Annotated in this window: 12 protein-coding genes and 1 tRNA gene; 3 read left to right on the top strand and 10 right to left on the bottom strand. The window is 47.7% G+C overall.

Translation table 11 applies throughout. The annotated features are described in order from the left end of the window. Positions 1 to 3: 3 nt before the first annotated feature. Positions 4 to 88, bottom strand: a tRNA-Tyr gene (locus FCU94_RS10225). A gap of 290 nt (positions 89 to 378) precedes the next feature. Here FCU94_RS10225 and FCU94_RS10220 point away from each other — a divergent pair. Next, entirely contained in the window at positions 379 to 1,437 is a 1,059-nt protein-coding gene (locus FCU94_RS10220) for an efflux RND transporter periplasmic adaptor subunit (protein WP_176288447.1), read from the top strand. Next, positions 1,437 to 4,559 carry a vibriobactin export RND transporter permease subunit VexH gene (gene vexH / locus FCU94_RS10215; protein ID WP_176288445.1) on the top strand — a complete coding sequence of 1,041 codons (3,123 nt, stop codon included), beginning with the start codon at positions 1,437 to 1,439 and terminating at the stop codon, positions 4,557 to 4,559. The genes FCU94_RS10220 and vexH overlap by 1 nt, the downstream gene beginning before the upstream one ends. Before the next feature lie 60 nt (positions 4,560 to 4,619). Here the strand turns inward: vexH and FCU94_RS10210 are convergent, their stop codons facing one another. Further along, complete coding sequence (locus FCU94_RS10210; protein WP_176288444.1) at positions 4,620 to 5,219, bottom strand: YitT family protein; 600 nt, start codon at positions 5,217 to 5,219, stop codon at positions 4,620 to 4,622. Positions 5,220 to 5,582: 363 nt separating this feature from the next. Here FCU94_RS10210 and glyA point away from each other — a divergent pair, with 363 nt between their 5' ends. Then, positions 5,583 to 6,833 (top strand): serine hydroxymethyltransferase, encoded by a 1,251-nt coding sequence (gene glyA, locus FCU94_RS10205; RefSeq protein WP_176288443.1) that lies wholly within the window; start codon positions 5,583 to 5,585, stop codon positions 6,831 to 6,833. A gap of 241 nt (positions 6,834 to 7,074) precedes the next feature. On the opposite strand, the gene FCU94_RS10200 is transcribed toward glyA, so the two are convergent. The 8 genes from FCU94_RS10200 to mrdA all read right to left on the bottom strand — a co-directional run bounded on the left by FCU94_RS10200 (position 7,075) and on the right by mrdA (position 14,841). Beyond that, positions 7,075 to 7,404 carry a hypothetical protein gene (locus FCU94_RS10200; protein WP_176288442.1) on the bottom strand — a complete coding sequence of 110 codons (330 nt, stop codon included), beginning with the start codon at positions 7,402 to 7,404 and terminating at the stop codon, positions 7,075 to 7,077. A gap of 141 nt (positions 7,405 to 7,545) precedes the next feature. After that, on the bottom strand, positions 7,546 to 8,511 hold the full coding sequence (lipA, locus tag FCU94_RS10195) for a lipoyl synthase (RefSeq protein ID WP_176288441.1): 966 nt from the start codon (positions 8,509 to 8,511) through the stop codon (positions 7,546 to 7,548). A gap of 7 nt (positions 8,512 to 8,518) precedes the next feature. After that, a complete protein-coding gene (gene lipB / locus FCU94_RS10190; RefSeq protein ID WP_176288440.1) occupies positions 8,519 to 9,187 on the bottom strand; it encodes a lipoyl(octanoyl) transferase LipB in 669 nt (222 codons plus the stop codon). A 179-nt stretch (positions 9,188 to 9,366) separates the two neighbouring features. Next, the gene (ybeD, locus tag FCU94_RS10185; RefSeq protein WP_176288439.1) at positions 9,367 to 9,645 is read right to left on the bottom strand and encodes a DUF493 family protein YbeD; all 279 of its coding nucleotides are present in this window, start codon (positions 9,643 to 9,645) and stop codon (positions 9,367 to 9,369) included. Between the two features lie 138 nt (positions 9,646 to 9,783). Continuing rightward, positions 9,784 to 10,962: a serine hydrolase gene (locus FCU94_RS10180; protein ID WP_176288438.1), complete on the bottom strand. Its 1,179-nt coding sequence runs from the start codon at positions 10,960 to 10,962 to the stop codon at positions 9,784 to 9,786. Positions 10,963 to 11,053: 91 nt separating this feature from the next. Beyond that, positions 11,054 to 11,830, bottom strand: a complete 777-nt coding sequence (locus FCU94_RS10175) for a septal ring lytic transglycosylase RlpA family protein (protein WP_176288437.1) — start codon at positions 11,828 to 11,830, stop codon at positions 11,054 to 11,056. After that, entirely contained in the window at positions 11,831 to 12,952 is a 1,122-nt protein-coding gene (gene rodA / locus FCU94_RS10170) for a rod shape-determining protein RodA (RefSeq protein WP_176288436.1), read from the bottom strand. A 2-nt stretch (positions 12,953 to 12,954) separates the two neighbouring features. Further along, positions 12,955 to 14,841: a penicillin-binding protein 2 gene (mrdA, locus tag FCU94_RS10165; protein WP_176288435.1), complete on the bottom strand. Its 1,887-nt coding sequence runs from the start codon at positions 14,839 to 14,841 to the stop codon at positions 12,955 to 12,957. Between the last annotated feature and the right edge of the window lie 2 nt (positions 14,842 to 14,843).

Here is a 14,843-nt window from a genome sequence, read left to right as displayed (position 1 = left end):
ATATGGTGGAGGGGGACGGATTCGAACCATCGAAGGCAGTGCCAGCAGATTTACAGTCTGATCCCTTTGGCCACTCGGGAACCCCTCCAGGGTGTTTTCTTATTCTTAATCAGAATAAGCTTGACACAATGTTTTCCCAACGCATTGCTCAAGTGCGGAGCGCATCATAGCAAACTCGGAAAAGCTGTAAAGAGTTTTTCGTATAATTTTGCGCTGAATGGTGCCTTTTTGGGCAAGGTCGTTGGAAATTAACCTAAAAGGCCAAACAATCAACGGTTTTGCTTACATATTATTTCTCACTCTTTACATTCCTTGACGTTTTTAAAGCGTATAACTGGCTACAATACATAGAGTTTATTAATGCAGAATCCAAAAAATATGAAAAGTAAGATTATTCTGAGCCTTCTCTCGGTCTCTATGCTAGTGGCGGCGCCGAACTCGTATGCTAACCGACCGGGAGCGTCTGCGGTGACGGTGGTGACCGAGCAGGTACAGACCCACCAAGTGTCACAATCTTTGGTATTGGTCGGTAAGCTGGATGCGGAGCAAGCGGTAATGATTTCGTCTGAGGTGACAGGCAAAATCGATGTCATAGCGGTCAAAGCCAATCAACCTGTGCGTAAAGACCAGCTTTTGGTCAAGTTGGATGATGACAAAGCTTCGGCTGCGCTGGCTGAAGCGAAAGCCTATTTAAAAGATCAACAAAGGGTGCTGCAGGAGTACGAACGCTTAGTGAAAAGCAATGCGATTACTCAAACGGCGATCAATGCGCAAAAAGCGGCTGTCGACATTGCCCAAGCTCGACTCGATGCTGCCAACGCGAATCTCAATGACTTACATATCCGCGCACCCTTTGCCGGGACGGTAGGCTTTATTGATTTTAGCCGAGGTAAGTTGGTGACATCAGGAAGTGAGCTGTTGTCATTAGACAATCTGTCGGTGATGCAGCTTGATTTACAAGTTCCTGAACGTTATTTGGCGCAACTGCAAAAAGGCATGAAGGTTACGGCCACCACGGCCGCTTGGCCAGGTAAAGTGTTTACGGGTGAGCTGGTCGCGATCGACTCGCGCATCAATCAACAGACATTAAACCTGCGAGTGCGTATTCACTTTGCCAACCCCGATTTAGCACTCAAGCCAGGTATGTTGGTGTCTGCGGATATGGACTTTCCACCAATGGAAGCGCCAATTATCCCCGTCCAAGCCCTCGAGTATTCAGGTACTAAGCGCTATGTCTATGTGGTTGGCGACGACAACAAGGCAACGCGCACTGAAGTCAAATTAGGGGCGCGTGTTGAGAATCAGGTTGTGATCGAAGAAGGCGTCACCATTGGCGATAAGATTGTTGTACAAGGTATTGTCAATATGCGTGATGGCGTGGCAGTGACTGAGTTGGCACCATCAACTAACTCTGAGCCGACGCAAGGGGGCAACTAATGCTGTTGTCTGATATTTCGGTAAAACGCCCTGTCGCAGCTGTAGTGTTGAGCTTACTGCTGTGCGTATTTGGTATCGTCTCGTTTAGCAAGCTGGCGGTACGTGAAATGCCTGATATTGAAAACCCGGTGGTTTCCATCAGCACGCGCTACGAAGGTGCCTCTGCGACCATTATTGAGAGTCAGATTACCTCGGTACTCGAAGACCAGCTCTCAGGGATCAGCGGTATTGACGAAATAGAATCAACCACGCGTAATAGCATGTCGCGAATTACCATTACCTTTGAGCTCGGTTATGACCTCAATACCGGGGTCAGCGACGTGCGTGATGCGGTTGCACGGGCTCAGCGAGCATTGCCTGACGAAGCCGATGACCCGGTGGTGTTTAAGAATAACGGTTCTGGGCAAGCGTCTCTTTATATCAATTTAAGCTCTTCTGAGATGGACCGCACTCAGTTAACCGACTATGTTGAAAGGGTGTTGATCGACCGCTTTAGTTTGATTTCGGGCGTCAGTTCGGTCGATGTCTCTGGTGGTTTGTATAAGGTGATGTATGTGAAGCTTAAGCCTGACCAAATGGCTGGCCGTGGTGTCACAACGACAGACATCACTACCGCACTGCGTAATGAGAACATTGAAAGTCCGGGTGGTGAGGTGCGCAACGACCAAATCGTTATGTCGGTACGCACCGCCCGCAGCTATAACCAAGCTGAAGATTTTGAGTATCTGGTCGTCAAGCGCGGTAGTGATAACTCACCGATCTATCTACGCGATGTCGCTGATGTCTTCATCGGAGCAGAAAACGAAAACTCGACCTTCAAAAGTGATGGGGTAGTGAACGTCAGTATGGGGATTGTGCCTCAGTCGGATGCTAACCCCCTAGAGGTTGCTGAGCTTGTGCATAAACAGGTCGACGACATTCAACAGTTTTTGCCAGAGGGCACTCGCTTAGCCATCGATTACGATTCCACAGTGTTTATCGACCGCTCGATCTCTGAAGTGTATAACACGTTGTTTATCACTGGGGGGCTGGTGATACTGGTACTGTATATCTTTATTGGTCAAGCCAGAGCGACTTTGATACCTGCGGTCACGGTGCCCGTGTCACTCATCTCTTCGTTTATTGCTGCCTACTACTTTGGTTTCTCGATCAACTTGATCACCTTGATGGCGCTTATTCTATCGATCGGATTAGTCGTAGATGATGCGATTGTGGTGGTCGAGAATATTTTTCACCATATCGAACGTGGCGAAAAACCGCTGCTCGCAGCCTACAAAGGCGCACGCGAAGTCGGGTTTGCCGTTGTGGCAACCACGCTCGTATTGGTGATGGTGTTTTTGCCTATTTCGTTTATGGATGGCATGGTCGGTTTGCTATTCACTGAGTTTTCGGTGTTGCTCGCCATGGCGGTAATTTTTTCGTCACTTATCGCACTGACCTTAACCCCAGTATTGGGCAGTAAATTACTCAAAGCGAACGTGAAGCCGAGCCGTTTCAATCGGTTTATTGATCGTTTGTTTGGTCGTTTGGAATCTGGCTATCGTCGAGCGCTGACCCTCGCGTTGCGCGGAAAGTGGCTTGCGCCGGTGATCATCTTAGCTTGTGTCGGCGGAAGTTGGGGGTTGATGCAGCAAGTGCCGTCGCAATTGACACCGTCTGAAGACCGAGGCGTCATCTTTGCTTTTGCTCGCGGCGCGGATGCGACCAGTTACAACCGTATGGCGGCCAACATGGATGTCATTGAGCAACGTTTACTGCCCTTGCTCGGACAAGGCTTCTTGAAATCTTTCAGTATTCAATCGCCAGCGTTTGGTGGTAATGCCGGAGACCAAACGGGTTTTGTGATTATGATTTTGGAAGACTGGAATGATCGAGATGTCACTGCTCAACAAGCCTTGGGTCAGGTCAGAAAAGCGTTGTCGGGTATCGCAGACGTGCGCATCTTCCCGTTTATGCCTGGCTTTAGAGGTGGCTCTAGTGAGCCGGTTCAGTTTGTGCTTGGTGGCTCCGATTACACAGAGCTCAAATCATGGGCAGAAAAACTCGAGCAGTTGGCCGAAGACTCGCCATATATGGAAGGGGCAGACATCAACTACTCAGAGAAAACACCAGAGCTGGTGGTCACGATTGACAAGCAGCGCGCTGCAGAGCTTGGCATCAGCGTCAAAGACATCTCTGATACGTTAGAAATCATGCTCGGTGGGAAAAGTGAAACCACTTACGTGGAGCGAGGCGAGGAGTACGATGTCTACTTGCGCGGCGATGAAAACAGCTTTAACAATGCATCGGACTTAAGCCAAATTTATATGAGAACGGCGTCGGGAGAGCTGGTGACGCTCGATGCGGTGACTAAGATAGAAGAGGTCGCCTCTTCGATTCGTTTGTCTCACTATAACAAGCAAAAGTCGGTCACGATTACCGCGAACTTATCCGATGGTTATACGCTAGGCGATGCGCTCGATTATTTGGATCAGCAAGCGATTGAGCTTCTCCCTGGTGACATTTCCGTTAGCTACTCTGGTGAATCAAAAGATTACAAAGAGAACCAATCAAGCGTGTTGGTGGTGTTTGCACTGGCACTATTAGTGGCATACCTAGTGCTCGCGGCCCAATTTGAAAGCTTTATTAACCCACTGGTGGTGATGTTTACCGTGCCAATGGGCGTATTTGGTGGCTTTCTCGGTTTGTTTGTGATGCAGCAAGGGCTCAATATCTATAGTCAAATCGGTATGATCATGCTGATTGGTATGGTCACCAAAAACGGCATTTTGATTGTCGAGTTTGCCAACCAGTTGCGTGACCGAGGGATCGAATTTGAGAAGGCGATTATTGATGCATCGGCGCGTCGCTTAAGACCGATCATGATGACCGCATTTACGACTCTAGCAGGAGCCATCCCCTTGATTTTATCAACGGGAGCTGGGTATGAAAGCCGCGTGTCGGTGGGGACGGTGATCTTCTTCGGTATGGGATTCGCGACCTTGGTGACGCTGTTCGTAATTCCGGCGATGTATCGTTTGATATCCGGTCACACTCAATCGCCGGGCCATGTCGCAGCAGAGCTGGATAGAGAGTTAAGCCATGATGTTAAAGCGCGCAGCTCTCATGGCGAACTGAATTGAGTTTGAATACCTAAAAAAGGGTAGGCGTTAAACGTCTACTCTTTTTTATTGTCTGTCGTTCTAACTGTAATTGACTGAGTAGCGAGTGGGCTTATGGTTCATTGCTAATACCAAGTTCAATGCAACCGCGCCGACAATAGAGAGCAGTATGGTTTGTGTCGGAACGAAAAATAGCGAGGTGACGAGAATGCCAATATCGATCGCCAGTTGGGACTTACCGACGGAAATGCCAAACTTATCCTGAATAAACAAGCACAACACATTAAAACCACCAAGACTTGAACGATGGCGAAACAGAATAAGCATGCCTAATCCCATCAACAAACCGCCTGCCACTGCGCAATATAAGGGGTTGATGCTATCTAGGCTGATCACAAGGTAAAGGTGATCAGTAAAAACAGACACGAGTGCCCCGGAAATTGCACTATTAACCGCAAAGCGTGAGCCGAAGCGTCGCCAAGCCAGAAGATAAAATGGGCTATTGGCAATAAAGTAAAGCGTACCCAATGACAACGAGCTCATTTGGCTCACTAGCAGCGCCAAACCTGCCGTACCGCCTGTTAGTAACGAAGCCGATTGAAGAAAGAAGAACCCTTGAGCAACAAGGAAAGTGCCCGTCAATATTGCGATCCAATCTTCTTTTCGTGAGTGTTTTTCCATCAATTTTAAACTTAACTAGCAATTAATGGCGTGCATACTATTTAAAAAATGTGGATTTCGGTAGCTTGAGGGTGAAAATTAAGGTAAACCTATGTAATTATCGTTTTACGGAGTGTAAAGGAGAGAATTGACACTTTGCTCAGCTTGAGTTGAGAAAAATGTTCAACATGACATTCTTTGTAAAACACCATGAAAAAACTGCATGAGAAAAAGTGTATTTTTCTCTTTATGACGCAGATCAAATTCTGTAGAATGCGCGTCATTAGCTCGATGCAAACGTTTGCGCAGGTGTAAATGCGTGGATTATTAGGGTCAAAATCAGTTTTTACCACTTTAAGTTTTAATCTGAGTCAGGAGATACAGATGCTAAAGCGTGATATGAACATCGCCGATTACGATGCGGAATTGTTCGCAGCAATCCAAGAAGAGACTCTTCGCCAGGAAGAACACATTGAACTTATCGCTTCTGAGAACTACACCAGCCCACGTGTAATGGAAGCGCAAGGCTCTCAGCTAACCAATAAGTATGCGGAAGGTTATCCAGGCAAGCGTTACTATGGCGGTTGTGAGTATGTAGATAAAGCGGAAGCTCTCGCCATTGATCGTGCGTGTCAGCTGTTTGGTTGTGAGTACGCGAACGTTCAACCTCACTCTGGTTCTCAAGCGAACAGTGCCGTTTACATGGCGCTGCTGAACCCAGGCGATACAGTTCTAGGAATGAGCCTAGCGCACGGTGGTCACTTGACTCACGGTTCTCCGGTAAACTTCTCTGGTAAGCACTACAACGTTATCCCTTACGGCATTGACGAAGCGGGTCAGATTAATTACGACGAGATGGAGCAGCTTGCCCTTGAGCACAAACCAAAGATGATCATCGGTGGTTTTTCTGCTTACTCACAAATTGTTGATTGGAAGCGTATGCGTGAAATTGCAGATAAAGTCGACGCTTACCTATTTGTTGATATGGCGCACGTAGCTGGCCTAATTGCGGCGGGTGAATACCCAACGCCAGTGCCTCATGCACACGTTGTAACAACCACAACACACAAAACTCTGGCTGGTCCACGTGGTGGTCTAATCTTGTCTAACGCTGGCGAAGAGATGTACAAGAAGCTCAACTCAGCTGTCTTCCCTGGTGGACAAGGTGGCCCGCTAATGCACGTTATCGCGGGTAAAGCGGTCGCGTTTAAAGAGGCAATGGAGCCAGAATTCAAAGCGTACCAAGCGCGCGTGGTGAAAAATGCTAAAGCGATGGTGGCACAGTTCCAAGAGCGCGGTTACAAGATCGTCTCTAACGGCACCGAAAACCACCTGTTCTTGGTGGATTTGATCGATAAAGACATCACAGGTAAAGATGCAGATGCAGCACTTGGTGCGGCCAATATTACTGTTAACAAAAACTCAGTGCCAAACGACCCTCGTAGCCCGTTTGTGACGTCTGGTATTCGTGTTGGTACGCCTGCAATTACTCGCCGAGGTTTCACTGAGCAAGATGCGAAAGAGCTCGCGAACTGGATGTGTGACGTACTAGATAACATCGGCAATGAGGACGTTATCGAAGCGACAAAACAGAAAGTATTAGAAATCTGTAAGCGTCTACCCGTTTACGCTTAATTTTACTTGGTAGAGTGAGCGAACTTCTGCGTCGAATATACTGATTTGCTAGCGCAAACTCCGTGTATTCTCCTTGAACTTCACACATCTACTTTGAAACGATTTGAAGCCTCATCTTGTGATGGGGCTTTTTTGTATCCGCAGGAAATAGGGCGTCTGAGTGGATATCAAAGAACGAGAGCAAGGGAGAAATAAAAAAGGTTGATGTGTTCACATCAACCTTTTTTCACCGAAATTTTTTCTATTTAGGTAGGCTGAGCAAGGTGCCCGATTTACATTTAAACGAGTAGTATTTGCTGCTTTCGTTAAATTTACCTAACCCTTCACCGTCACAGTAATCGATATTGATGTCGCGCATAGTGGTCAAGGTCTCTTCACTGGTTAATGCGAACTTAGAGCCATCGGAACAGACGATACGCACGCGACCATCGTCACTGACTGAATAAATATCGACCTCTGTATTACACAGTTCAAATGAGGCTTCGCGGAAGTTATCTTGCTCGGTGTTACTCGCACAACCTGTAGTCACTGCCACTAACGCTGTCAATGCCATCAGTCCAAATGTTTTCATAATAGATCCTGGATTATCTGTTTAATTAATTCAATTCTAGTCGTTTTCGCTAACGCTAAGACTATATAAGTGTGGCATCTCATTCAACAACAAAAAAGCCAGCGTTTTGCGCTGGCTTAGTCATCACTCTAGAATGTCAGGCTAGCCGACTTCAATACCTTGAGCTTGCAGATCGGCATGGTACGATGAGCGGACAAATGGGCCACAGGCTGCATGGGTAAAGCCTAAATCAAGAGCGATCTCTTTGAGTTCGTCAAACTCTGATGGCGGCACGTAGCGCTCGACTGGTAGGTGGTGGCGACTTGGTGCCAGATATTGGCCAAGCGTTAACATGGTCACACCGTGAGCGCGCAGATCTTTGAGTACTTCGATGATCTCTTCTTTCGTTTCGCCCAAGCCCATCATTAAGCCTGATTTAGTCGGAATATCAGGATGTTGTTGTTTGAACTTCTGTAGTAATTGCAGTGACCATTTGTAGTTCGCGCCAGGGCGGGCCTTACGATATAAACGCGGCGCGGTCTCTAAGTTGTGGTTGAACACATCTGGCGGGTTGTCTTTCATGAGATCGAGAGCGACATCCATACGGCCACGGAAGTCGGGGACTAAAGTCTCTATCTTGATGTTTGGATTCAGTGCCCGGATTTCGCGGTTACAGTCGGCAAAATGCTGTGCGCCACCGTCACGCAGATCATCGCGGTCTACCGAGGTGATAACCACGTATTTGAGCTTCATATCTTGAATGGTTTTAGCGAGCTTCTTGGGTTCTTCTGCTTCAGGAGCGAGTGGGCGACCGTGGGCCACATCACAGAATGGGCAGCGACGAGTACAAATCGCCCCGAGAATCATGAAGGTCGCCGTACCGTGGTTAAAACACTCGGCAAGGTTAGGACAAGAGGCTTCTTCACAGACTGAGTGCAGGTTGTTCTTACGCATCGCTGATTTAATATCTTGAATACGCTGGCTGTCTGCCGGCAGCTTGATCTTCATCCACTCAGGCTTGCGAAGAACTTCTTTCTGTTCGGCTGGCATATTCTTAACCGGAATCAGTGCCATCTTATCAGCGTCGCGATACTTAACGCCTTTTTCCATTTGGATTGGTTTACTCATGCTTCTCTTACTTCTCGTTGCTGGTGGCCGAGTGGTTGCTGGTAGAGATGAATTCTACCTGCTCATAACCCAGTAGTTTGACTAGCTCTTCGACTAGTTTGTGTTCAACCTGGATAACCTCATTAGGCCCACCTAATTGGCTGACTTGAACCATTTCCATCCCGGCATAACCACACGGGTTAATGCGCTGGAAAGGCGAAAGGTCCATGTTCACATTCAGCGCTAAGCCATGAAATGAACACCCTTTACGGATTCTAAGCCCTAAAGAACAGATTTTTTTGCCATCGACATACACACCCGGAGCATCCGGTCGTGCCGCTGACTCGATATTGTATGCTTTCAGCGTGCTGATTACGAGATTCTCGATGTGGGTAACGAGATCTCGCACGCCAAGCTTTTTACGGCGCAGGTTGATGAGGAAATAGGCAACCAATTGCCCTGGACCGTGATAGGTAACCTGACCACCGCGATCACTTTGTACGACGGGAATATCACCGGTGTTGAGCAAATGTTCCGCTTTACCTGCCTGACCTTGAGTAAAGACTGGATTGTGCTCTACCAGCCACACTTCATCCGCAGTCTCTTCCGTTCGGTTATCGGTGAAGTCATGCATCGCTTGCCAAATTGGCTCGTAATCCTGTCTTCCCAGATGTTTTACTACAAGCTGGTTATGCATTGCCTTATTCCATCATCGATTAATAAAGTGAAAAGATTATAAACTGCTTCGGGTCAATGAACTACATCTTAGCCACAGATTTTTGACCTTGGTGAATGAGAGGTTTACTTATCCATTTGATATATATAAAGAAAGCAGCTAACGCTGCTTTCAAAAAAAGTTGATAACATCAAATAAAATTAGAGAACCATGCGCACTATGTCGATTTCACCCAGTTCTTTATACAGGGTTTCGACCTGCTCTATCGATGTCGCGGTGATATTGATAGAGACAGAGTGATAGTTGCCTTTCGCGCTGGGTTTAACCGTTGGGCTGTAGTCACCTGGAGCATGGCGTTGGATCACTTCTAAAACCCTCTCTGGTAGCTCTGGCTTAGCGTAGCCCATTACCTTATAGGTAAAAGAACAAGGGAACTCTAGCAGGTCTTTCAGTTTTGCATCTGAGTTAATGTTCAGCATGTTGAAACTCCAAGTTGGAAAAATGGTCTTGATAGCGCGGAATAGTACTGGCAAATGAGGTCGAACTCAAGCCAGCGCGCTGGTGTTAAAAATGAAAAGAGCCGCGCTAGGCGGCTCTTTTCATACTAAATGTATGAATTACAAGAAGCTCTTAAACAGCATCACGATGTAATCCCATAGACGGCTGAATAGGCTACCTTGTTCGACATCTTCCAATGCAAGCAGTGGGTACTCAGCGATGTCGTCGCCTTCTAATTGGTAGTATAGCTTACCGACTACGTCACCTTTCATGATTGGGGCTTCGAGCTGTTTTTCAAGGATGAAGCTGGCTTTTAAGCTTTTTGCTTGGCCGCGAGGTAGCGTCACGTAAGTGTCTTGATCAAGACCCAGCGCAACGGTGTCCTTGTTGCCCATCCAAATTTTCTCTTCAACGAAGGTTTCCCCCGCTTTGTGTGGTGCCACTGTTTCAAAGAAGCGGAAGCCGTAGCTCAAAAGCTTTTTGCTCTCTGATTTACGCGCATTGGCATCTCGTGTACCCATCACAACCGCGACAAGGCGCATTTTACCTTCAGTGGCTGAGCTCACTAAGCTGTAGCCTGCGTTGCTGGTGTGTCCAGTTTTAATGCCATCCACATTCATGCTCTTATCCCAGAGCAGGCCATTGCGGTTGTATTGAGTAATACCGTTGTAAGTATATTTTTTCTCTGAGTAAATACGATACTCGTCAGGTACATCGCGGATCAGCGCGCTACCAAGTAGTGCCATATCGTAAGGTGTAGAGTAGAGGTTCGGGTTATCCAGCCCATGAACATTGGCGAAGTGGGTATTCTTCATGCCGATAGTGTCAGCCCAAGCGTTCATTAAATCGACGAAGGCATCTTCAGAGCCTGCGATGTGCTCAGCCATCGCCACACAGGCATCGTTACCTGACTGGACGATGATGCCGCGGTTAAGATCTTCGACTTTTACCGTCGTGCCGACTTCGATAAACATCTTTGAAGAGTCTGGGAAGTTTTTGGCCCAAGCATTTTTGCTGATGGTTACATCGTCTTGAAGTGAGATGTTGCCGCGCTCTAGCTCCTGACCAATCACGTAGCTGGTCATCATTTTGGTTAAGCTTGCTGGAGAAAGCTTAGTGTTCATCTCTTTTTCTGCGAGAACTTTGCCTGAATGGTAATCCATCAACACATAGCCTTTCGCTGCGATTTGAGGAGCATCAGGAACGACGATTGGTGATGCGATTGCAGAAGATGCGAAAGTTGCAGAAAGTGCAATTGAAGACGCAAATGCTGTTTTAATGAGCGTTGTTTTTTTCATAGTGACTACAGGTTTATCTTTAACTGTCCATATCTTAACAGAATCAATCACTCAAATCAGTGCCGCCCAACGGGAAACACTGGATTGAGGACTAACGAGACTTAATAAAAGCGCTGTCGTATCCCAGCGCTTTAACTTGTTCAAGGGCCTTTTGGGTCGACATATAGTCGTCAAAAGGGCCTAGTAATACGCGATGTATGGTGTCAGAGGAACTGACATAACTCTTTATCGAGAGAGTTTGACTTAGGTCTTGCGCTAAAGTTTCAACGCGATCTTGATGTTGTGATGAAGCGACTTGGACAATGTACTGACTGTACGCTTTATTTGGCCGAGTGCCACTTGGTCTATCGACGCTGATGACTTCAATTTCTACATTGGCGGTGCCGGTTTTCAACACATCGAGTTTCAGTGCGGCTGCGTAGCTTAGGTCAATGATTCTCCCAGGGTGGAACGGCCCGCGGTCGTTGACTCTCACTATCGCGGTTTTACCGTTGTCTTGGTTGGTGACTTTTACGTAGCTTGGAATTGGTAGCTCTTTGTGCGCCGCTGACATGGAGTACATGTCGTAGATTTCACCGTTCGAGGTGAGGTGGCCGTGAAATTTTTTACCGTACCATGAGGCGATACCTTGTTGCTTAAAGCCTTTAGGCTGCTTAATGATGGTATAACGCTGACCTCGTAGCGTGTAATCGCTATTCCCGCCTCGGCTGTAAGACTCATATTGAGGCGTGGCATCTTCGATATGATCAACACTGATAGGGGTATCGGGAGCGATATCATCATCAATACTATAACGCCCCGAAGAAGAGCACCCTGCGAGTATTGCCGATAAGGCGATGGCCGCAACAATAAGGTAATGATTGGTCATTTAGATTGCCTTTGAGAACGCTTTTCTGTGAGTATGAATGGACATTAAGATGCCAAAACCCGCCATCAAAGTCACCATTGAAGTTCCGCCATAACTGATAAGAGGAAGTGGGACACCGACCACGGGTAAGATGCCACTTACCATGCCGATATTAACGAAGACATAGACGAAGAAACTCAGCACAATACTGCCCGCCATCATGCGGCCAAAGGCGGTTTGCGCTTTGCTCGCCAAGACTAAGCCTCGGCCGATGATAAATAAATACAAACTGAGCAAAATAAGGATCCCGATTAAGCCCCATTCTTCGGCGATCACGGCAAAGATAAAGTCAGTATGGCGCTCTGGTAGAAACTCGAGTTGAGATTGAGTGCCTTGTAGCCAACCTTTACCAGAGATCCCCCCAGAGCCGATCGCTATCTTACTTTGAATAATATGATAACCGGCGCCAAGTGGGTCGGACTCGGGATTAAACAGGGTCCTGACTCGAACTTTTTGATATTCGCGCATGAGGAAGAACCACAATATGGGGAGAAATGCGCCAACGCCACACACGGCGGCAAAGATGATTCGCCAACTGATCCCGGCCAGGAAAATAACGAACACGCCGGAAGCGGCGATTAATATTGATGTGCCTAGATCGGGCTGCTTAGCGATCAAGACGGTCGGTACAAACACCATAACCAACGACATTACGAGAGTTTGTAACGTCGGTGGCAAAGGCCGCTTACCAATATAGCGAGCCACCATTAAAGGCACCGCGAGTTTAAGCAGTTCCGAAGGTTGGAAGCGGACAAAACCAAGGTTTAACCAGCGCTGCGCGCCTTTTGAAGCTTCACCAAAAAACAGCACTCCAAGCAGGAGAATGACGCCGCCAACGAACATCAATGGCGCCAGCGCCTCGTAGGTACGGGGAGGAATTTGTGCCAGTAGCAACATGACACCCAAAGAGAGCGCCATGCGCATGGCTTGGCGGTCCATCATAGCTAAGTTTTGTCCGCTGGCGCTGTACATCACCACAAGGCCAAAGCCCATTAAAACTAGGATGCCCAACAACATGGGTAAATCGATATGAAAGCGCTCAAACATGGCGCGGTTTTGACCCGTAGCAGGATTTAAATCCATGATTACTCAGCCTCTTTTCGTTCAACCAAAACGTGGTCGAAAATTTGTCTCACCACTGGGCCACCTTGCGAAGAGCCCCCCCCTGCGTTTTCCAGCACTATGGTGACAATCAGCTCTGGGTTTTCCAGTGGGGCAAATCCTGTAAATAAGGCGTGATCGCGTAGATGCTCGGCAATCTCATCGGCGTTATACTCTTCGTCTTCACCTAAACCAAACACTTGTGCAGTGCCTGATTTTCCGCCACTCATGTAAGGCGTTTTATAGAACGAACGTCGAGCTGTGCCTTTTTTACCGTGATTGGCTAAGCGCATGCCTTCAATAGATAAGTCCCAAAACTTCTCTTTTACCCCTTCAATCGGAGGGTAAGTGTAAGACTCCAGCGTTGACAATTGGTGTTTATCAAACTTTTCACCATTGACTATGGTTGCTCTGAGAAGATGTGGAGCCACGCGCTTTCCGCGGTTAACTAATACTGAAGTGGCTTTGGCTATTTGCATCGGTGTGGCGGTCCAGTAGCCTTGGCCGATTCCGACAGGAATGGTATCACCTTGGTACCAAGGCGTTCGGTGGCGAGCCATTTTCCAATCGCGCGTTGGCATATTGGCTTTACTCTCTTCGTGGATATCGATACCGGTATAGTCACCAAAGCCAAACATCATCATCCAGCGTGATATGCGGTCAATACCCATATCGTATGCGATTTGATAATAGAAGGTGTCCACGGACTCTTCGATAGATTTCACGACATCGACCTTGCCATGTCCCCAACGCAGCCAATCGCGGAAAGGGCGTGTTTTAGAGTTTGGAATTCGCCAGTACCCTGGGTCATTTCTCGTCGTGTAAGGAGTGATCACTCCCTCTTGCAGCGCGGCGACGGCCATAAAGGGTTTAATGGTTGAAGCGGGCGGGTAGATCCCAAGGGTTGCTCGGTTAACCAAAGGGCGATCTTTGTCATTGAGTAAAGCACGATAGGCGTTACCTGAGATCCCATGAACGAAAGCGTTGGGGTCGTAACTTGGACTTGAAACCATCGCCAGCACGCCATTGTCTTTAGGATCGAGCACGATAGCGCTGCCACGGCGGTCGGCCAATATGTCGTGGATATAAAGCTGCAAATCGATGTCGAGGTTGAGGACGATGTCTCTGCCGGGAACTGGAGGAATATACTTTAATGTGCGAATCACGCGGCCACGACTGTTAACTTCGACCTCTTGATAGCCTGCTGTCCCGTGTAAGAGATCCTCGTAATAGCGCTCAATACCGAGTTTACCAATGTCGCGGGTGGCTTGGTAGTTGGCGTCTTTATCTTCGCGGACTAAGCGTTGCATATCGCGGTCGTTAATCCGAGACACATAGCCGATCACATGGGTGAGTACCTCACCATACGGGTAATGTCGCTTAAGCGCGGCGTTTATGGTAACGCCTGGGAAATTGTGTTGTTGAACCGAAAACTTCGCTGCTTGCTGTTCGGTTAATTGAGTCAAGATGGGAACCGACTTAAAGCGACGAGTATGCTTGCGCTCTTTATGAAAGCGTTCTACCTGCTCGGGAGTAATGGTCAGGATTTGCTGCAGACGACGTATAGTGTCGTCCATATTTTTGACTTTTTCTGGAATGATCTCCAGGCTAAATACCGGACGGTTTTCGGCAAGTAGTTTACCGTTTCGATCGTAGATTAGACCGCGGTTGGGCGCGATAGGCACCACTTTGATACGGTTATCGTTAGAACGGGTTTTATAATCTTGGTATTGATTGATCTGGATGTTGTAGAGGTTAGTCACCAGCACGCCCATCATGGCGACAATACCAATGAAAGCTACGATCGCGCGGTTTTTAAATAGCCGCGCTTCTTCATGGTAATCCCTAATTTGGGTACGCTTGCGTAACATCT

Source organism: Vibrio sp. JPW-9-11-11, from assembly GCF_013369335.1.
Lineage (GTDB): Bacteria > Pseudomonadota > Gammaproteobacteria > Enterobacterales > Vibrionaceae > Vibrio.
Note: the sequence above shows the minus strand (reverse complement) of the source record. Positions and strands in the feature narration are given on the sequence as shown.

Bases quoted from the DNA above. Each gene is read 5' to 3' on its own strand.
- FCU94_RS10220 (WP_176288447.1), top strand. From the start codon at position 379: ATGAAAAGTAAGATTATTCTGAGCCTTCTCTCGGTCTCTATGCTAGTG.
- vexH (WP_176288445.1), top strand. From the start codon at position 1,437: ATGCTGTTGTCTGATATTTCGGTAAAACGCCCTGTCGCAGCTGTAGTG.
- FCU94_RS10210 (WP_176288444.1), bottom strand. From the start codon at position 5,219: ATGGAAAAACACTCACGAAAAGAAGATTGGATCGCAATATTGACGGGC.
- glyA (WP_176288443.1), top strand. From the start codon at position 5,583: ATGCTAAAGCGTGATATGAACATCGCCGATTACGATGCGGAATTGTTC.
- FCU94_RS10200 (WP_176288442.1), bottom strand. From the start codon at position 7,404: ATGAAAACATTTGGACTGATGGCATTGACAGCGTTAGTGGCAGTGACT.
- lipA (WP_176288441.1), bottom strand. From the start codon at position 8,511: ATGAGTAAACCAATCCAAATGGAAAAAGGCGTTAAGTATCGCGACGCT.
- lipB (WP_176288440.1), bottom strand. From the start codon at position 9,187: ATGCATAACCAGCTTGTAGTAAAACATCTGGGAAGACAGGATTACGAG.
- ybeD (WP_176288439.1), bottom strand. From the start codon at position 9,645: ATGCTGAACATTAACTCAGATGCAAAACTGAAAGACCTGCTAGAGTTC.
- FCU94_RS10180 (WP_176288438.1), bottom strand. From the start codon at position 10,962: ATGAAAAAAACAACGCTCATTAAAACAGCATTTGCGTCTTCAATTGCA.
- FCU94_RS10175 (WP_176288437.1), bottom strand. From the start codon at position 11,830: ATGACCAATCATTACCTTATTGTTGCGGCCATCGCCTTATCGGCAATA.
- rodA (WP_176288436.1), bottom strand. From the start codon at position 12,952: ATGGATTTAAATCCTGCTACGGGTCAAAACCGCGCCATGTTTGAGCGC.
- mrdA (WP_176288435.1), bottom strand. From the start codon at position 14,841: ATGTTACGCAAGCGTACCCAAATTAGGGATTACCATGAAGAAGCGCGG.